General features: G+C 67.8%; 17 protein-coding genes. 7 read left to right on the top strand and 10 right to left on the bottom strand.

The window, feature by feature from the left end; all coding sequences use genetic code 11:
- Positions 1-53: 53 nt before the first annotated feature.
- The 5 genes from dnaG to Q8Z05_RS14520 all read right to left on the bottom strand — a co-directional run bounded on the left by dnaG (position 54) and on the right by Q8Z05_RS14520 (position 7431).
- A complete protein-coding gene (gene dnaG / locus Q8Z05_RS14540; RefSeq protein WP_305940322.1) occupies positions 54-1949 on the bottom strand; it encodes a DNA primase in 1896 nt (631 codons plus the stop codon).
- Positions 1950-1965: 16 nt separating this feature from the next.
- Positions 1966-3255: a deoxyguanosinetriphosphate triphosphohydrolase gene (locus Q8Z05_RS14535; RefSeq protein WP_305940321.1), complete on the bottom strand. Its 1290-nt coding sequence runs from the start codon at positions 3253-3255 to the stop codon at positions 1966-1968.
- Positions 3248-4426 carry a tRNA dihydrouridine synthase DusB gene (gene dusB, locus Q8Z05_RS14530; protein ID WP_305940320.1) on the bottom strand — a complete coding sequence of 393 codons (1179 nt, stop codon included), beginning with the start codon at positions 4424-4426 and terminating at the stop codon, positions 3248-3250. The genes Q8Z05_RS14535 and dusB overlap by 8 nt, the downstream gene beginning before the upstream one ends.
- Positions 4427-4501: 75 nt before the next feature.
- Entirely contained in the window at positions 4502-6031 is a 1530-nt protein-coding gene (locus Q8Z05_RS14525; RefSeq protein ID WP_305940319.1) for a YibE/F family protein, read from the bottom strand.
- A gap of 26 nt (positions 6032-6057) precedes the next feature.
- Positions 6058-7431, bottom strand: coding sequence for an FAD-binding oxidoreductase (locus Q8Z05_RS14520; protein WP_305940318.1), 1374 nt, complete (start codon positions 7429-7431; stop codon positions 6058-6060).
- A gap of 260 nt (positions 7432-7691) precedes the next feature.
- Between Q8Z05_RS14520 and Q8Z05_RS14515 the strand changes: the two genes are divergently transcribed.
- Genes Q8Z05_RS14515 through Q8Z05_RS14505 form a run of 3 tightly spaced genes read left to right on the top strand, consistent with a single transcriptional unit; the run spans position 7692 to position 10097 of the window.
- Positions 7692-8420: an alpha/beta hydrolase gene (locus tag Q8Z05_RS14515; RefSeq protein ID WP_305940317.1), complete on the top strand. Its 729-nt coding sequence runs from the start codon at positions 7692-7694 to the stop codon at positions 8418-8420.
- Between the two features lie 2 nt (positions 8421-8422).
- Positions 8423-9247, top strand: coding sequence for a DUF1295 domain-containing protein (locus Q8Z05_RS14510; RefSeq protein ID WP_305940316.1), 825 nt, complete (start codon positions 8423-8425; stop codon positions 9245-9247).
- 1 nt (position 9248) lies between these two features.
- Positions 9249-10097: a lysophospholipid acyltransferase family protein gene (locus Q8Z05_RS14505; protein ID WP_305940315.1), complete on the top strand. Its 849-nt coding sequence runs from the start codon at positions 9249-9251 to the stop codon at positions 10095-10097.
- A 31-nt stretch (positions 10098-10128) separates the two neighbouring features.
- Here the strand turns inward: Q8Z05_RS14505 and Q8Z05_RS14500 are convergent, their stop codons facing one another.
- The 3 genes from Q8Z05_RS14500 to Q8Z05_RS14490 form a co-directional block, all read right to left on the bottom strand.
- On the bottom strand, positions 10129-11139 hold the full coding sequence (locus tag Q8Z05_RS14500) for a GNAT family N-acetyltransferase (protein ID WP_305940314.1): 1011 nt from the start codon (positions 11137-11139) through the stop codon (positions 10129-10131).
- A gap of 2 nt (positions 11140-11141) precedes the next feature.
- Entirely contained in the window at positions 11142-12527 is a 1386-nt protein-coding gene (locus Q8Z05_RS14495) for a glycine--tRNA ligase (protein ID WP_043479986.1), read from the bottom strand.
- Positions 12528-12651: 124 nt separating this feature from the next.
- Positions 12652-13641: a DMT family transporter gene (locus Q8Z05_RS14490; protein ID WP_305940313.1), complete on the bottom strand. Its 990-nt coding sequence runs from the start codon at positions 13639-13641 to the stop codon at positions 12652-12654.
- Positions 13642-13673: 32 nt separating this feature from the next.
- Between Q8Z05_RS14490 and Q8Z05_RS14485 the strand changes: the two genes are divergently transcribed.
- Entirely contained in the window at positions 13674-13910 is a 237-nt protein-coding gene (locus tag Q8Z05_RS14485) for an RNA-binding S4 domain-containing protein (protein ID WP_305940312.1), read from the top strand.
- Between the two features lies 1 nt (position 13911).
- On the opposite strand, the gene Q8Z05_RS14480 is transcribed toward Q8Z05_RS14485, so the two are convergent.
- The gene (locus tag Q8Z05_RS14480) at positions 13912-14562 is read right to left on the bottom strand and encodes an alpha/beta hydrolase (RefSeq protein ID WP_305940311.1); all 651 of its coding nucleotides are present in this window, start codon (positions 14560-14562) and stop codon (positions 13912-13914) included.
- Between the two features lie 148 nt (positions 14563-14710).
- Here Q8Z05_RS14480 and Q8Z05_RS14475 point away from each other — a divergent pair, with 148 nt between their 5' ends.
- Genes Q8Z05_RS14475 through Q8Z05_RS14465 form a run of 3 tightly spaced genes read left to right on the top strand, consistent with a single transcriptional unit; the run spans position 14711 to position 17229 of the window.
- Complete coding sequence (locus Q8Z05_RS14475; protein ID WP_305943577.1) at positions 14711-15502, top strand: SGNH/GDSL hydrolase family protein; 792 nt, start codon at positions 14711-14713, stop codon at positions 15500-15502.
- Positions 15503-15509: 7 nt separating this feature from the next.
- Positions 15510-16649, top strand: coding sequence for a winged helix DNA-binding domain-containing protein (locus Q8Z05_RS14470; protein WP_305940310.1), 1140 nt, complete (start codon positions 15510-15512; stop codon positions 16647-16649).
- A gap of 13 nt (positions 16650-16662) precedes the next feature.
- The gene (locus tag Q8Z05_RS14465) at positions 16663-17229 is read left to right on the top strand and encodes a hypothetical protein (protein WP_305940309.1); all 567 of its coding nucleotides are present in this window, start codon (positions 16663-16665) and stop codon (positions 17227-17229) included.
- A 105-nt stretch (positions 17230-17334) separates the two neighbouring features.
- Here Q8Z05_RS14465 and Q8Z05_RS14460 read toward each other — a convergent pair whose 3' ends face one another.
- Positions 17335-18582, bottom strand: coding sequence for an HNH endonuclease (locus tag Q8Z05_RS14460; RefSeq protein WP_305940308.1), 1248 nt, complete (start codon positions 18580-18582; stop codon positions 17335-17337).
- Between the last annotated feature and the right edge of the window lie 137 nt (positions 18583-18719).

Raw genomic sequence — 18719 nt, 5'->3', positions numbered from 1 at the left:
GCAGCGGAAGCGGGCGGGCCGGCACCCCGGGCGCCCTTTTCGCGATGGTGCTCTCAGGCATCGGAGCGCAGCGATCGGCGCTCCATTTCCAGCATCATCAATTCCCGGTTCAGCCGCTGGAATTCATCGGGGTGGGCCGAGGCATCCAACCGCTGCAACTGCCCCATCTTGTCCGCCTTGACCCTGGTGATCTGCAGTTCGAACAGCCGCGCCAGGATGTCGCGGCAGTACTTCAGCACCCCTTCAGCGTTGCTCGCCGGCAGCGGAACCACCGCGAGCTCGGAGACCAGCGGGCGCAGCGGCTCCGGCACCTCGTTCATCACCTGTTCGACCCACCGGACGGGATCGCCGGCGAGGCCGGGCCCGGAGGCCCGCATGGCGTCGTGGACGGCCTGGTAGGCGGGTGTCTTGAAGCCGGCCGCACTGAAGCGCTCCCACGTCTCCCCCGCCAGCATGGCGGGCTCCTGGAGCGCCACCTCCAGCGCCTGCCGCTCCATGGACGCCACAGGGTCCCGGGGGTCCGGCCGGTTGAAAGACGGGACCACGCCCGACGCCGGCAGGTCGGCAACGCCGGGGCCTGCGGCCTGGTTGGGCGGGGCTTCGCCCTGGGCCCGCTTGGCGGCCACAGCCACCGCACGGCTGACTTCCTCAACCGGCATGCCAAGCCAGCCGGCAAGCTCGCGGGCGTAGGCGGGGCGGATTCCCGCATCGCGGATCTGGGCCACCACCGGCGCGGACTCCCGCAGGGCCGCAATGCGGCCTTCCACCGTGTCCAGGTTGTGGCGCTTGAGGGAGGCCCTGATCGCGAATTCAAAGAGCGGACGCCGGCTGTTGATCAGGTCCCGCACCGCGGAATCGCCGCGGGCCTGGCGCAGGTCGCAGGGATCGGCTCCGGTAGGTTCGACCGCAACGTACGTCTGGGCCACGAAGCGCTGGTCCTCCTCGAAAGCCCGCAGGGCAGCCTTCTGGCCGGCTGCGTCGCCGTCGAACGTGAAGATGACCTCTCCCCCGGTGCCGTCGTCGGACAGCAGCCGCCGGGCAATCTTGATATGGTCGGCGCCGAACGCGGTGCCGCAGGTGGCCACCGCCGTCGTGATGCCGGACAGGTGGCAGGCCATGACATCGGTGTAGCCCTCCACCACCACGAGCTGCCGCTCCTTGGCGATGGTCCGCTTGGCGAGGTCGATGCCGTAGAGCACCTGGGACTTCTTGTAGAGCGTTGTTTCGGGCGTGTTGAGGTACTTGGGGCCCTGGTCGTCCTCGTAGAGCTTCCGGGCGCCGAAACCGATGGTGTCGCCTGCGATGTCGCGGATGGGCCAGATCAGGCGGCCGCGGAAGCGGTCGTAGATCCTCTGCTGGTTTCCGGGTCCCCCGGCAGAGAACATACCTGTGAGCTTGAGCTCAGCGTCCGTGTATCCCCTGCCGCGGAGGTGCTTGAGCAGCACGTCCCAGCCCTGCGGGGCGTAGCCGACGCCGAACTGCTCGGCGGCTGCGCGGTCGAAGCCGCGGCCGTGCAGGAAGTTGCGGCCCTCGGCTGCACCTGGAGTCAGTAGCTGGGCCCGGAAGAACTCATCAGCCACTTTGTGGGCGTCCAAAAGGCGCTGGCGCTTCCCCACTTCTTCGCGGTTCGGGCCGGTGCCGCCGTCCTCGTAGCGCAGTTCGAAGCCGATCCTGGCGGCCAGCTTCTCCACGGCCTCATGGAAGGACGTGTGGTCCAGCTTCTGGACGAAGGAGATGACGTCGCCGTCCTCGCCGCAGCCGAAGCAGTGGTACCTGCCCACCTGGGGACGGACGGTGAACGACGGCGAACGCTCGTCGTGGAAGGGGCACAGGCCTTTGAATGATCCCAGCCCGGCGCCCTTGAGCGTCACGTAGCCGTCGACGACTTCCTTGATGTCCGTGCGCTGGCGTACTTCGTCAATATCTTCGCGTTTGATCAGCCCGGCCACAGAGCCATCCTAGTCCTTACCAAAGCGACGGCAGGCTGCCGACCAGCCGTTCGTACATGGCCAGCGCCGACCCGTCGGTGAGCGAGGCGACCTGGTCGATGACTACGCGCAGGCGGGCGCCGTCGTCGGCCGCGTCCCGCCAGTCAGCGGCGAACATCGGCTCCAGGTGGCGGTCTCCGGTGGCGTTCAGCGCGGTCACCAGGGCGTGCAGGACCTCGCGCTGGCGCTCATAGATGGGCTGGCGGTGCTCGGTGGTCATCACGAAGGTGGTGGCCAGGCCCTTCATGACGGCGATTTCCATCACGGTTTCATCCGGCACCATCAGCTCGGCGTTGTACCGGGTGAGGTCTTCGGGACCGTAGACCGCCCGCGTGGTTTCCAGCGCGCTCTGGCAGAACCTCCCGATCAGCTGGCTGGTCATGTTCTTGAGGGCGGCCATCGCCTTGCGGCTGCCGTCCGCTTCGCGCACCCAGACGTCCGTGGCCTCGAGCCGGGCCAGGGCGGCGTCGATGGCTGCGGGATCGTTGTGCGGCAGGTACCACTGCTTGGCGTACCCCACCACGCGGGCGCGGTGGTCCGGGTTGTCCATCCAGCGCAGCTGGAAGTGCCCTGCCACGATCGCGTCCTCGACGTCGTGCACGGAGTACGAGATGTCGTCCGCGAGGTCCATGACCTGTGCTTCCAGGCAGGACCGGCGCTCGGGTGCACCCTCGCGGATCCAGTCGAAGATGGGAAGGTCGTCCTCGTAGGCGCCGAACTTGCTGGTCCGCTGCCCGTGGATCACCGGGGCGTTCAGTGCCGACCACGGGTATTTGGCGGCCGCGTCCAGGCTGGCGCGGGTGAGGTTCAGCCCTGCCGGTGTTCCGTCCGCGGCCAGCACTTTGGGTTCCAGCCGGGTCAGCAGCCGGAGCGTCTGTGCATTGCCTTCGAACCCGCCAATGGCGTGCGCCATCTCGTTCAGCGCGGACTCCCCGTTGTGCCCGAACGGCGGGTGCCCGAGGTCATGGCTGAGGCAGGCGGTGTCCACGACGTCGGGATCGCAGCCCAGCGCCCGGCCCAGTTCGCGGCCCACCTGGGCCACTTCAAGGCTGTGCGTGAGCCGGGTGCGGACGAAGTCGTCGGTGTCCGGGGCAACCACCTGGGTCTTGGCGCCGAGCCGGCGCAGCGCGGACGAGTGCAGGACCCTCGCCCGGTCCCGTTCGAAGTCGGAGCGGTACGTAGTTTTGGGCGGTTCCTCCACCCACCGGGCGGAGTCATGGGCCTCGTAACCCGGCAGCACGGGTGCTGTGGTCCGTGTTTCAGCCACCTGACACGTCCAGTTCCGCGGCGGCGATGTCCTGGGACTGTTCGGCGTTGAGCGCCCGGGATTCCAGCCAGTCCTTGGGCAGCGCCGGCTTCTTGGGGGAACCGGCACGGCCGCGGGGGCCCTCGGCGTCCACTCCGGGGTAGGGGGAATCCTGGTCCAGCTCGGCCAGCGTGTCGCGCAGGACTTCCAGGCTGGTGACCAGGGCCAGCCTGGTGCGCAGTTCCCCGCCCACCACATAGCCTTTGAAGTACCACGCCATGTGCTTCCGGATTTCACGCAGGGCCTTGCCTTCGTCGCCGAAGGTCTCCACCATGAGTTCCGCGTGCCGGTAGACGCCTTCCGCCACCTGCTGCAGGTTCGGTTTGTGGCGGGTGTCGCTGCCCTCGAAGGCCGCCTGGAGGTCCCCGAAGAGCCAAGGCCTGCCCTGGCAGCCGCGGCCCACCACCACGCCGTCGACGCCGGTCTCGCGGACCATGCGGACGGCGTCCTCCGCGGACCAGATATCGCCGTTGCCCAGCACCGGGATGTCCGGCAGCGCCTCGCGCAGGCGTGCGATGGCGGACCAGTCCGCCTGGCCGGAATAGAACTGCGCCGCGGTGCGGCCGTGGAGGGCGACGGCGGCGACGCCGGCATCGCGCGCGATCCGGCCGGCGTCGAGGTACGTCAGGTGGTCCTCGTCGATGCCCTTGCGCATCTTGATGGTGAGCGGGACGTTTCCCTTGGACGCCTCTTTGACGGCCGTCTGCACGATCGAGGTGAACAGGTCGATCTTCCACGGCAGTGCGGAACCGCCGCCGCGCCGGGTCACCTTGGGGACCGGGCAGCCGAAGTTCAGGTCGATATGGTCGGCGCGGTCTTCCTCCACGAGCATCCGCACTGCGGCGCCGACAGTCACGGGGTCCACGCCGTAGAGCTGGACGGACCGGACTTTTTCATCGTCGTCATGCGAGATGATGCGCAGCGACTCGGGCGTGCGTTCGACGAGGGCGCGGGAGGTGACCATCTCCGCCACATACATTCCCCCGCCGTATTCACGGCAGAGCCTGCGGAAAGCGGAGTTGGTGATGCCCGCCATGGGGGCCAGGATCACGGGGGTGTCCACCGTGAGGGGTCCCAGCTTCAGGGGCGGGAGTTCCAGCTTGGGGGCGGGGGGCGTTGCTACGACAGTCACCTGTCCATTGTCGCAAAGCCGGGCAAATCGGCGAGCCGCCCGTCGAAACGCCCGTCCGACGGCGGCGGGTGCCGGCTATTCCCCTTCCGCGGCGCGCCGGGCGCGCCGGCTGCCGGGCGGGGGCGCTCCGCCGGGTTCCCGCCCGGCGTCACGCGGGGCGGGCACACCGGCGGCGCGCGTCCGCTGGCCGCGCGAGACCGACACCGCCGCTGCGAGCGCGCCGGTGTCCCCGACGTCGTCGGGCGTTACAGGCGCCCGCCCGGAGGCGGTGCCGCCCCCTTCGGCAACGGCAGGCTGCCTGATCCCCGTGGCCTTGACCACCAGCACCGCGATCAGCGTGGTGACGGGGATGGCCAGCACCAGCCCCACGGAACCGACGAGCGTCCTGATGACTTCCTCGGACAGTTCCGCACTGGTCAGCGCCTCGCCCAGGGGGCGGTCGTACAGCATCACGATGATGAGGATGGGCAGCGCCGCACCCGCGTAGGCAAAGGCGATGGTGTAGACGGTGGACGCAATGTGGTCGCGGCCGATCCGCATGGCGGAGGAGAAGAGCTGGCGGGCGCTTGTCTCCGGCGCCAGTTCGTAGAGTTCCCACACCGCGGAGGACTGGGTGATGGTGACATCGTTGAGCACACCGAGTCCGGAAATGATCAGCCCGCACAGGATGATGCCGGAGATGGAGATGTTGTCCGAAATGTTCGCCAGCGTGGCGGCGTCATGGCTGCCGACGCCGGCCAGGTTTGCCGCGTCGGTAGCCCAGGCAGCCAGGAGCGCCGTGATGCCCAGTCCGAACATGGTGCCCAGCAAAGCTGTGGAGGTCCGTGCCGAGAAGCCGTGGGCAAAGTAGAGGACCCCGATCATGATTACGGTGGAACCCACCAGGGCAAGCAACAGCGGCGGCTTCCCTTCCACCAGGCCGGGCAGCATGAACGTCACCAGCACGGCGTAGGCTCCCACGAGGCCGATCAGCGCCCGCAGCCCGCGCCAGCGCGCCACGGCGATCACCACGGCGGCGTAAAGAACGGCCAGCAGGATGATGGGCAAGGTGCGGACAAAGTCCACAAAGATATAGGCGGGCGCACCCTGCCCCGCCGACGCACCCTGGGCGTTGGAAAGGTTCAGGTAGCGGATGTCGTCCCCCACTTTGACGCCGTGCGATTTCACCACGTCCGGGTTGATCACCACCTTGACCGGGTTGCCCCCTTTGTCCGGTTCGGTGAAGGCGAAGGTGCACTCGCTCCCCTGCTGGGCCGTGCCCTGTCCCGTGCTGTCCTGTCCCGTGCTGTCCTGTCCCGTGCTGTCCTGTCCCGTTCCGGGCTGGGCAGCGCCGCCCTGGGCGCTGCCCTGCGTGCAGCTTTCCACCACCACCCGCTGGATCGTGCCGGTGTCGAACGTCACCCCCGGCGCCGCCGCGTACGGGCTGGCCAGCTTCAGGTCCTCCTTGTTCCCGGACGGCCACATCATGGCCATGGCCGCCAGGGTCAGGAGCGTCAGCGGAATCAGCACCGCCGCCAAAAGCCAGTTGGCCCGTTTGCGCGCCGCCAGGGCCCGGGGTGTCGGCTCCGAATGATCTGTGTGACCGTGCGAGTGTCCGGCACCCATCAGCAGTAAAACCTCATCCCTGCACTCTACTGGGGCTTGATGTTCTGGTTGACACGGAACAGGTTGCCCGGATCGTACTTGCCCTTGATCTCCTGCAAGCGGCCGTAATTGGGTCCATAGTTTTCCGCGACCTTCGACAAGTCATCGCCGTCCATGAAATTGATGTAGCCCGCCGTCTCTGAGTAGGGTTGCAGCGCCGCCGCGAAGTCCCGCACCCAGGCGATGTTCGCCGCGCTTTCCGCGGGATCCGCCCAATGGCATGCAATGACCGGGGAGAACCTGGCGTTCCGGTTGGGGAAGGCCGTGTCCGCAATTCCCACATCGTGCACGGCGCCGTCGATCGGGTAGATGTGCACCGCGGTCTGTACGCTGGGCACCCGCTTTCCGAACTCCGCATGGGCGTTGATGGCGCCGTCGTTGAGTTCCGTCAGGAAGGCCGCCTTCCAGTAGGCGAGCAGCCCCTTGGGGTACATCCCGTCGAAGGCCGAATTCAGGGCAGGGTAGGGCATCGGCCCCACCATCGACCCCGCCACCGGCGCGGCGTCGAGGAACGGCTGCCAGCGGGCCGGTCCTTCGGCCGGGTCGCCTGTCCACATACCGACGACAATGCAGACCGGCTTCCCGTGCCACTCCTCGGGAAGGAACGGAACAGGCGGCCCCTGGTGGAAAGCGAGGAAAGCGCCGAACTCCCGTGGGGCCGCAGCAATGTACTCGCGGTAGAACTTCGCGACGGTTTCGGCGTGCTCCAGCGGGTAGATGATGATGCCGGCGTGAACCATATCCACGGGATGCAGGCGGAATTCCAGCGAAGTCACGACGCCGAAGTTGCCGCTGCCACCGCGCAGCGCCCAGAAAAGATCCTCGTTCTCGGTTTCACTGGCCGTGAGGAACTTCCCCTCTGCGGTGACGACGTCGGCGGAGAGGAGGTTGTCGCAGCTGAGGCCGTATTTCCGGTCCAGGTACCCAATGCCTCCGCCGAGGGTCAGCCCCGATACGCCGGTTGAACCGACGATGCCGCCGGTGGTGGCCAGCCCGAAGGCATGCGTGGCGTGATTGAAGTCGGCCCACGTTGCGCCGGCCTCCGTCCTTGCCGTTTTGCCGGCCGGATCGACCCGGACGCCCCTGGTGGCGGAAAAGTCGACGACCACCGCATCGTCCGCTGTACCAAATCCGGGTCCGCTGTGGCCGCCGCCCCGGATGGCGACGGGCATGCCGTTGTCCCTGGCGTAGTTGACGGCAGCGATGACGTCCGCCACCTGGGATACCCGCACCACGGCAGCGGGCCGCTTGTCGATCATTCCGTTGTGGACCGCGCGGGCAGAGTCGTAGTCCGGGTCGTCCGGCGTGATCACTTGCCCCCGCACCTGTTCCCGCAGCGCATCGAGCGATTGTGCGTTCATTTTCCAGTACCGCCGATCCTCGTCGATTGTGGATCCGGCCGCCCACGTCGCCTCCCATCCGGGTTCGGAGACCGGAGCTTACGCGTCCGGCCTACTCCTCTCGGCAGGCGCCGTCAAGGGCAAATTGCTGGTTGCGGCCGATCGCCCATCTTCCCGCCCGGCGGCTTCGAATGCCCTGTGTAAGCCGGAATGCCGGGCGGGGAACTAAACACCCGGACCCGTGGGTTTATAACTGTAGGACGAGGAGTCTGGAGGCCCGCATGGGTAATCGCAGGAATGTCGAAGGAAGTACCAAGCCTGTACTCACCGTGCAGGAGGCTGCGGGCGCCACGCGTGGCGTGGCCCTGGTCCTGCACGGCGGTCGCTCGCACAGCTACGAGCCAGTGGAGGCCCGCCACCTCAGCCCCGCCCGGATGGTGCCTTTCGCAAAGCAACTGCACCGGGCCGGCGCGAAACACGGGCTTGCAGTCTGGACGCTGCGGAACAGCGTACGCGGCTGGAACGGACCGGACATGTCGCCGCTACAGGATGCCCGGTGGGCGCTCGCCCGGATCCATGAGGAGCACCCCGGAGTTCCTGTGTACCTGCTGGGGCACTCAATGGGCGGCCTTACTGCAATTTGCGCTGCCGACGATCCCCAGGTGGACGCCGTTGTGGCCCTGGCCCCCTGGCTGAACGCTGAGACGCCGGCCGGGAACCTGGCCGGTCGCAAGGTGCTGATTGTCCACGGCTCCAGGGACCGTTGGACAAGCCCCGCCCAATCACTCAAGTTTGCCCGGCGTGCCGCGGACCGGGCTGACGAGCTGCAGTACGTCTCGCTGGCCGGTGCAGGGCATTTCATGTTCCGCAAGGTCCGGCTGTGGCACGCACTGGCCACCGGCTTCGTCCTCAAGGCCTTCGCCGAAACCACCGGCGCGGAACCGGGCGGCGCGGCACGCTTTGATGCGCTGCTGCCCGCCACCTCCCCCGGCATTCCGGTGGTGCTCTGACCATGGCCGATTTTCCGGTGAACGACTTCCTGGCCAGCCTGCCCTGGACTGCCCTGGCCGTGGCAGGGGTCCTGGCGGTCACCTTCGCCGTGGCCGTGGCCCAGCAGAGGCACTCGGTGATGGACGTGGCCTGGGGACCCGGCTTCGTTGCCGTGGCTGCGGTCTCGTGGCTGCTGTCCGCCGGAACGGGCGACGACGGCCGGCGCCTCCTCCTCGTCCTGCTGACGGGGCTGTGGGGGCTCCGCCTCGGAACGCACATCGGCTGGCGCGCCCGCGGCGGCCATGAAGACCCGCGCTACGAGGCCATGCTCAGCGACGCCCCCGGTTCCCGCAATGTGTACGCCCTGCGCCGCGTCTACCTGCCCCAGGGCGTCGTAATGTTCTTCGTCTCCCTCACGGTGCAGGTAGGGATGTTTGCCACCGGCGCCCTGGGCTGGCTTGCCCTCCTGGGCGTGGTGCTGTGGGTCGTGGGTTTTGTGTTCGAGACCGTGGGTGACTGGCAGCTTGCGCAGTTCAAGAAGGACCCGGCCAACAAGGGAACCGTGCTGAACACGGGGCTGTGGCGCTACACCCGCCACCCCAACTACTTCGGCGACGCCGCCGTCTGGACCGGCCTGTTCCTTATTGCCGCCGACTCCTGGCCCGGAGTGCTGACAATCCTGTCCCCGGCCCTGATGGTGTGGGCACTGGCAGGCAAGACGGGGAAGCCGCTCACGGAGAAGGCGATGTCCGCGCGGCCGGGCTACAAGGAATACGTCGAATCGACGTCGGGCTTTATCCCATGGCCGCCTCGCCGTCCGGCTGGCGGTCAGCCGGGCGGACGCTGACATGCCGTGGCGGCCGCAGCCCAATGACCGCTTCTACCGCTTCATAGTCCGCACCGGCCTGGCGCTGCACCGGCTCTTCGGGATTCGTGTGATCATTACGGGCCGGGAACACCTGCCGCCGCCGGGAGCGCTCAACGGACCATCCCGCAGGGTGGTTCCGGGCCAGGGAGCCGTCGTCGCCATCACCCACTTCGGGTACCTCGATTTTGCCTTTGCCGAACTGGCGCTGTGGTGGAACAGCCGGGCCGAGATGCGCTACCTGGTCACGCAGGGCGCAGCCGACCACTGGTTCGCAGGTCCCGCCATCAGCGCCGCCGGGCACGTGGTGGTGCCCTACGGCCCGGGCAGCGGCGCCTACGACGCCGCCGTCGCGAAACTCCGCGAAGGGGAAATCATCGCGGTCCTTCCCGAAGCGGGCGTGAGCCGCAGCTTCACGGTCCGCGACTGCAAGACCGGAGCGGTCCGGATGGCGGCTGAAGCCGGCGTGCCGTTGATCCCCGTCTCGGTGTGGGGAGCGCACCGGCTGATGACCCGCCGTCACGGCTTCTCACCGCGCCGCGCCTGGCGGGCGCCGGTGCGGATCCATGTGGGCCGGCCGCTGCTGCCCGCCCACCTGCCCGGCCCCGCCCAGGACGCCCAGCCTGCCACCGAAGAACTCCGGAGGGTGCTGCAGGCCGGGATCGACACGGCCATCGCGGACTTCCCGCTCACACCGCCGCGCGGGGCCTGGTGGATGCCCGCGCACCTGGGCGGCGGCGCCCCCACGGAAGCGGAACGCCGGCAGCTGGACCGGGCCGAGGGGCCGCGCCGGGCGGGCGGCAGGCGGGTTAAGCAGGCCGGCCCGCAGTAGCGGACTACTGCGGGCCGGTATTCCCCGGTGCCTAGGCGGGGTCGGAAACTACCAGGGTTTCGGTACCCCGGAGGGTGGCCTTGCCGCTCTCCAGCAAAGGGTCGACGACGGCGCGCAGCGCGGTCATCGAGTCGTCCAGTTCCAGCACCACCGGGTGCTGGAACGCAATGAGTGCCAGCAGGTCGCGCACTGCGGCGCGGGCTTCCTCGTCCGACAGCTTCGGCTCATGGCCGACGAACACGTCCGTGGGCTGGCCCGCTGCGGAACCTTCGCCGCCCGCTGCCGGGTTCTCCCCGCCTGGTACGAACTCCGCATAGCTGATGGCGAACGCTTCGAGCCTGCCCTTCCTGCTGGCGGGAACGCCCTGGCCGAAAGCGCTGGCCTTCGGCGCCCGCAGCACAATGGCGCCGTGCGCTCCGCTGAGTTCGTCCAGGAACAGGCGCTGCACCGTGCCGACGCTGAGTTCGCCCGGGCTGTCCCAGCCGTGGACGGCGGTGTAGTACCGGCCCACGACGTCGCTGAGCTCCACGGAGCCGGTGGCCAGGTCCTCGATCTGTTCGGACGCCGCGGCCTCGGACCCGTCGCCGAACACCGGCAGCTTGAGTGCCCCCGGCTCCACCACCACGAGCCGTGAGCGCTGGATCGGGGCCAGGCCGGCGGCCTCGGCGAAAGCGGCTCCGGGCGTGCCCGGTTCCACTTTGGTCCGGAGCCGGGAAACGCCCGACGGCGCCTGGCCGGCTTCGTGCCGGAGCATGGTCAGCAGGGTGGAACCGACGCCGGCGCGGCGGTGGTCCTTCGCAACCTCGATGTAGGCCCAGAGCCGCTCGGGGTGCAGGGATGCCTCGTGGACCACAGCAGCGGCGACCGGGATGGCCACGCCGTCGACGACGTCCTCGGCCACGATGCACCGGCGCCACGGCGAGTTGCCCGAAGGCGCCAGGGTGCCGCGGAACTGCCGGGCCTGCTCGGTCTCCGGGCCTCCCCAGAGTTCGAGCAGCGCCAGGTCATCGCCCTCGCGCCATTCACGGTATTCGATGGCCATGCTCAGGCGCCGATCAGCCGCGCGGCCAGGTAGCCTTCCACCTTGTCCAGGGAGACGCGCTCCTGGCTCATGGTGTCGCGTTCACGGATGGTGACGGCCTGGTCCTCGAGGGTGTCGAAGTCCACGGTGATGCAGAACGGGGTGCCGATCTCGTCCTGGCGACGGTAGCGGCGGCCGATGGCGCCGGCGTCGTCGAAGTCGATGTTCCAGTTCTTGCGCAGCTGGGCGCCCAGGGCCTTGGCCTTCGGCGACAGGTCCTCGTTGCGGCTCAGCGGCAGCACGGCGGCCTTGACGGGAGCCAGGCGCGGGTCCAGCTTCAGCACGGTGCGGACGTCCACGCCGCCCTTGGCGTTGGGGGCCTCGTCCTCGGTGTAGGCGTCAATGAGGAACGCCATGAAGGACCGGGTCAGGCCGGCCGCGGGCTCGATCACGTACGGCGTGTAGCGCTCGTTGGTGGCCTGGTTGAAGTAGCTCAGGTCATGGCCGGACGCCTTCGAGTGCGTGGAGAGGTCGAAGTCCGTGCGGTTGGCGATGCCTTCGAGTTCGCCCCACTCCGAGCCCTGGAAGCCGAAGCGGTATTCGATGTCCGTGGTGCCCTTGGAGTAGTGGCTCAGCTTCTCCAGCGGGTGCTCGAAGAAGCGGAGGTTCTCGGCCTTGAGGCCCAGGCCCGTGTACCAGTCCATGCGTTCCTTCATCCAGTACTGGTGCCACTGCTCGTCCGTGCCCGGCTCGACGAAGAATTCCATCTCCATCTGCTCGAATTCACGCGTGCGGAAGATGAAGTTTCCGGGTGTGATCTCGTTGCGGAAGGACTTGCCGATCTGGCCGATGCCGAACGGCGGCTTCTTCCGGGACGTGGTGAGCACGTTGTTGAAGTTCACAAAGATGCCCTGCGCGGTTTCCGGGCGCAGGTAGTGCATGCCTTCCTCGTTGGCCACCGGGCCGAGGAAGGTCTTGAGCAGGCCGGAGAACTCCTGGGGCTCGGTCCATTCGCCGCGGGTGCCGCAGTTGGCGCAGGCGATGTCCTTCAGGCCGTTCTCGGCCGGACGGCCCTTCTTTTCCTCATACTCTTCCTCGAGGTGGTCGGCACGGTAGCGCTTGTGGCAGGAGAGGCACTCCACCAACGGATCGGAAAAGACCTCCACGTGGCCGGACGCTTCCCAGACCTGGCGGGGCAGGATCACGGAGGAATCCAGGCCCACCACGTCCTCGCGGCCGCGAACCACGGACTGCCACCACTGGCGCTTGATGTTTTCCTTCAGCTCGGCGCCGAGGGGCCCGTAGTCCCAGGCAGAACGGGAGCCACCATAGATTTCACCGGCCTGGAAAACGAAGCCCCTCCTCTTGGAGAGGGAGATGACCTGGTCGAGAACGGATTTTGCTGCCATGGGGAACTCCAATTTCTACAGGGCCGCTGGGTGCGGTCCGCGCGGTTTCTAGGCCCCAGTCCCCGGCTGGTTGCCGGGCGGGGCGGTACGAAGGAAAGATGTGCAGGAAGCTGCGTGTCCTAGCCTACCGGCCCGGCTGCCGCTTGAGGGCGCCGCGCGGCCACGGAAGCGTGGCCAGCACAATGGCGCCGAGGGTCAGGATCGTGCCGAGGACGGTGGGCAGGGCAACCACCGTGCCGGGTGCGGGAAAGGCCAGGTCCAGGCCCAGCGAACCCAGCAGCTGGCCGGCAATCATGCCCAGTCCGGTGACCAGGACCCCCAGGCTCCTGACCAGCAGCGCGCCAAGCCCGATGAAGGCGCAGCCCATCGGGCCGCCGAGGTAGTACCACCACTCCGGGGGCAGGCCGTTGCCGGGCCCGGCAACGGCCACCTTGATCAGCCAGGCCAGCCACAGCACCGTGGCGCCGGAGACGAAGTTCACCAGGGTGGCCGCAATGGGCGTGCCGTAGTGCACGGTGGCGGTCCCGTTCATGGCCTGCTGGAAACTCATCAGGAAACCGGCCAGGACGGGCAGGATCACCGGTAGGAGCAGCCGGCCCGGGTCCGCACCGCCGTCGCCCGCGCCGCCAAACCGCGGGGACACCGCCCACGCGACGGCGGCGATGGTCAGCACGGTGCCGAGGACCCGGATTCCGGTGACGGACTTCTTGCCGGCAGGGCCGATGCCGAGCCGGTCCACCAGCAGCCCGCTCAGCGTCTGCCCGGTGACCGTGGCCACGGTAAACAGCGCCACCCCGAGCAGGCCCACAGTGAAGGACTGGGCAAAAACAAAGAAGGCGCCGATGCCGCCGGCCATTGCGTAGACCGGTGGAAAACGGCGTTCGCGGAGCGCCGGCAGGATCTGCGCCAGTCCGCGGCGTCCCCGCGGCAGGACCAGCGAGACCACAATCATCACCACCAGGCCAGTGGTGAAACTCACCACAGCGGCGGCTATGCCGTCGTTCAACCGGGCGCCCAGCGCGCCGTTGATCCGGCCCTGGACGGGGATGGCGAGTCCGGCGGCCACGGCCATCGGCAGTCCTGCAATGAGAGGGAGACGGGGTGAATGGGTCACTGGATTCACCTTACGTCAGGCATCATTGCTGTATGAGCACCCCGGAAATCGAAGAGATCCCCATCCGCGACGACATGATCCGCCTGGGCCAGCTGCTGAAGCTCGCCAACCTCGTGGAGGACGGCGTTGAGGCCACGGAGCTGATCAAGAACGGGTTGGTCAAAGTCAACGGCGAGATCGATGACCGCCGCGGACGGCAGCTGCACCACGGCGACACTGTCACCGTCAACGGCCGGACCGTGCGGATCCTGACACCCGCAGGCTCCTGAGCTACTTCTTCAGCACCTCGTGGGTGAGGAACTCGGAAACGTGGCCGATCTCCTGCTGGTTGATCCCGTGCCACATCCCTGTGTAGAGGACCTTCGTCAGCTTCACGTGCTTCCGCACCCAGCCCATGGTGTATTCGATCTTGTCCTGGGTGATGACGGGGTCCTGCTGGTCGCGGCCCCAGAACAGCGGGACGCTGCCGTCCAGTTCGTCGTCGCGGAAAGTCGGGTCCCCTCCGGCGTTCACCGCAAAGCCGGAAAGCCCGACGACGGCGGCAAAGTCCGTTGGGCGCTGCCGTAGCAGCGTGGTGGCCATCGCCATCCCCATCGAGAACCCGAGCAACGTGACGGACGGGTGGTCGCCTTTGACGCCGTCGAGCCAGTCCAGCACAAAGGCGGCGGCGTCTTTGACCGCATCCAGCGAATACTCAGCGGAGTCCGTCAGCGGGAACCACGTGAAGCCCGGACCCATGGCAATGGGGGCCCGGACGGATACCACGGCGAATTCCCCGGGCAGCAGCTCGGACAGGCTGAGCAGGTCCTCCTCATTCGCACCGTAGCCGTGCAGCAGGACCAGCAGGGGCTTCCCCGAGCGCTCTTCGTCAGGAGTGGACCACAGGACAACAGGGGCAGTGGAAACTTCGGCTTCAGTCATGGAACCATTCTTGCAGTTACCGCCCGGTAACAACCTACGGTGGCGTAGCTTTGGCTTCACGAGGCAGGATGGAAACGTGAGCGAAACTGAAGCCATTCCGAACCCGCAGGACACCGTTGATGCCCACCCCTGGGGCCGCTACGTTGCCATGGGAGACTCCTTCACCGAGGGCATCGGCGACCCGGAACCCGAAAGCCCCGGCGGGCACCGCGGCTGGGCGGACCGCGTGGCCGAGGAACTGAGCCGGGGCCACACAGATTTTGCCTACGCAAACCTGGCGGTGCGCGGCCGGCTGCTTGAACAGATCGTTGACCAGCAACTGGCCCCCTGCCTTGCCCTCAGGCCGGACCTGGTGACGCTTTCGGCCGGAGGCAACGACCTCATCCGGCCCGGCGGAGACCCTGACGCGCTGGCCGAAAAGCTGGATTCGGTGGTGCACATCCTCAGCCTGGGCGGCGCCACGGTGGTGCTGTTCAACGGACCGGACACCGGGTCATCCGTCCTGGGCCGGGTCCGCAGCAAGATCGCGATCTATAACGAGAACCTCCGGACCGTGGCCGCCCGGCACGACGCCGTCATTGCAGACATGTGGTCGCTTCGCCAGCTCGGCAATCCGCAGATGTGGGACCAGGACCGGCTGCATTTCTCCCCGTTGGGCCACCACACGATCGCGGCGATGGTGCTTGATTCGCTCAACATCAACCACACGTTGGAGCCGCTCTCCCCCAAGCCGCTGCCCCAGCGAAGCTGGCGGCAGGCGCGGTCCGGAGACCTGGTGTGGGCGCGCGAATACTTCGTTCCCTGGGTTGTCCGCCGGCTGCGCCATCAATCGTCCGGCGACGGCGTCACGGCCAAGCGGCCGACGCCCGGTCCGGTGTTCGGTCCCGCGATGCCGCTGGGCTCGGGCGAAGCGCCGGGATTCGAGTCCGAACGGGGGTAGTGCGCGGGTGGACGCCGACGACGTCGTTCGGCTGCGGCTGCGACAGCAGCAGCTCCGTCCTCCCTGCGCGCTTTCCGCCGAAGCCGCCCTGAAGAACCTGCTCGCCGTCCAGTCGCAGGAATTTGCCTATGCCCGGTGGTCGCTGGCGCAGCGCACGGCGGGAGCCACCGCCGCCGACGTCGAACAGGCAGTGGCCGACGGCCGGATCCTCCGAACGCATATCCTGCGGCCCACCTGGCATTTCGTGCACCGGGATGACCTTCGCTGGCTGCTGACGCTCTCCGCGCCCCGGCTGCACCGGGGAAACGGGGCCATCTACCGCGAGACGGGCATTGATGCGGACTCGGCGTCCCGGAGCGCGCGCGTCCTGGGTGCCGCGGTGACCGGCGGCTCCCATAAAACCCGGGAGCAGCTCGCCGCGGAACTGCAGCGGCACGGATTTGCCGGCAAAGGCCTGGAGCTCGCGTACCTGGTCATGCACGCCGAGGTCAGTGGCGTCCTGACGAGCGGAACACCCGTGCGCAGTACCAGCGGCGCGTTGAAGCAGACCTACGCGCTTTTCGAGGAACGCGTCCCGCCGTCAACGGGAGGGCCCGTCGACCGTCCTGCCGCGCTGGCCGAACTGGTCCGCCGCTATTTCCGCAGCCGCGGACCAGCAACCGTGAAGGACTGTGCCGACTGGTCCGGGCTCACCGTCACCGACATCCGGCTGGGCCTCGGCCTGGCGCTGGAAGCCGATCCCGGCGAGCTCGAAACAACCGTCCTTGACGGTCTGGAGTTCTACTTCAGCTGGGCCGAGGTGCCTCCCGGGCCCGGTACAGGGCAGGGCGGGCACCCCCGGATCGACCTGGTTCAGTGCTACGACGAATACATCATGGGCTATTCACAGTCACGGTATTTCCTGGGCGGCCGTGCCCCGGCCCGTCCTGACGGCAGCACGCCGATGCATGTAGTGCTTAGGGAGGGCAGGATGATCGGCTCGTGGCGCCATGTCCTGCGTCCCGGACGCTGTGAGCTGGATATCCGCACCGATCGGGAGCCCGGGCCTGCCGGCAACAGCGCGATTGATGCGGCAGTGGCCGAGTACGGGACGTTCCTGGGAGTGCCTGCGGCGGGGGCGGGGGTTAAACTGAAAGGACACTTCTGAGAGGCCCTCCCCCGTGAACAACGTGTTCTTCTGGATCATCGTCCTGTCGTTCCTGATTCCCTTCGCCATGCGCATGTACCGGAAGCGCGTGGGCAGGAACCAGAACCAGGACTTCAACGGCCAGTATCCCGGCCAGTTCCCGGGTCAGTTTCCCGGGCAGCAGCCGGGGCGCCCGAATAACCAGCCGCGTGACGGTTACACCCAGCAGGATTACTTCGGCGGCGGCTTCCGGCAGCTCGGCGGCCGGCAGCAGCCTCCGCTCGACCAGCCGTATCAGGACCCCCGCTTCCCGGCCCCCGGCTACCAGAACCCGGGCTACCAGAATCCGGGCTACCAGAACCCGGGCTACCCGGCTCCGGGCGGCCCCGGGCAGGTCCCTTACGAGGACAGCCCTGAGTATCCGGCCAACCAGTCACGCCAGGAACCGCAGCAGCCGTCCGCCCCGGCAACTCCCCCGCCGCCGTCGGCCCCCCAGGGTTTCCGCGCGCGGAAACTGGCCGAGCTCGACCAGCAGTACAGCAACGGCGAAATCGCCATGGAGGAATACATGGCCCGGCGTGACGAGATCATGAACGGTTAGTCGCCGTCGCATAGCAGCCGTCGCACCGACTCCTCATGCTGGGCCGTTTCGGGATGCTGGGCCGTTTCCGGCGGCCGGCCCGATGCTTCAGGCTGGCCTGTTTTTTCAGGCTGCCAGTGGGCTGAGACGAGTGCGTTTCAGGATCTTCGCGCGGTGCAGAAGTTCGCGTCTCTGGCGACGGCTCAGCGGCACTGGCGTGCCGGGTGATGATGCCCCGGGCAGCGGCGGGGCGGTCGACCGGTACGAATGCCCCGTCGGAGTCTGGACCTGCAGGGTGTGCCGTGGCCCAGGCCCTGGTTCGGAATGCCAACCGGGAGATTCTTTGGCGTAGTTACAGGATTCGCAGAGGCCGCTGCCGTTGCTGTGGCTGGTGGGTCCTCCGTGGTGCCACGCAACAATGTGGTCGTGGTGGCGGATCGCGCACTGGCCGCCCCCACCTTGCGGCAACCCTGCAACCGCCGCTCTGGCCCATCCTGCAGGGACGACTCCGTACCCGGCCACGCGCGCAGGTTCGCTGTCCCCTTGGAAGAGAGTGCGGTCGGTCATCACGAGCTGGATCTCGATGCCGCCAATCCCCCCGGAGGTGCCCGTGATCCGGTCGACGAGGTCATCGGCCATGAGCTGGCCGCGGGAGCGTGTGTCGCCGTCGGAGCGTAACGTGTCGGCGTGTCTGGTGAGGGCTGCGTGGACGGCTACGCCGGCAATAACCGGGAGCAGTGCGGTCAAACAGCACACGGTGTCCGGAGCCGGACGAAGGCTCACGTGCCGGTCTGCAACGGCGTTGCGGGCACGGTTGACCACGGAGTGAAGGTCCAGCCGATAGGCCGCTGTCCGTGCTGCCGCGATAATCGTCCGGTCGCCAGCGCCGGCCAGGGTACATGTGTCCGCGGCGAGCCGTTCATCAACGGCGCACCGGTCCGCCGCAGACAGACAGGCGGTTTCCTTCACCAGCAGGGTGGCGCGCCACTCATTTAGCTGCCCGGTCCGGAGGGCCGCCAAGGTGTGGGGCATCTCCGTTACAAGGGCTTTCGCCATGCCGAGCAAGCGTCCGCCGCGGGCGGGCGATTCACCACGGGCCAAAGCGATCTGGGCGGCGACGCCTTTGCCGAGTTCATCTGCCGGAAGCCCGGCCTCAGTCTGGGCGCAGCGCTGCTGGACATCGAACGCGACCGAGTCGCGGGCCTGCATTGCGGCAGCGGCCGACTTCAGCTCTTCCAGATCCCGAAGCTGGTCAACCAGGGCGGCACTGTCGTTGGAGGGGCGGATCACGGCCAAGAGACCGATGAGGTCCCTGACCGTGACCCCGCGGCCGGTCTCGTCCGGAGCCAGTCCCGGCCCCCAGTTGCCTTCCATGACAGAAGTCTGGCAGTGACCACCGACAATTTAGTGCCCCGGGGAAGTCTGCCCTGCGTCGGTCCTTGGCTGACCAGCCAGGGCATGTCTCCTTATTGGCGTACTGTCCTCTAGTGGAATCACCCCAACGGTGCTTT

The sequence above is a fragment of the Arthrobacter oryzae genome (assembly GCF_030718995.1).
In the GTDB taxonomy this organism is placed as follows: Bacteria; Actinomycetota; Actinomycetes; order Actinomycetales; family Micrococcaceae; genus Arthrobacter; species Arthrobacter oryzae_C.
This window is presented reverse-complemented; position numbering and strand designations above follow the sequence as displayed.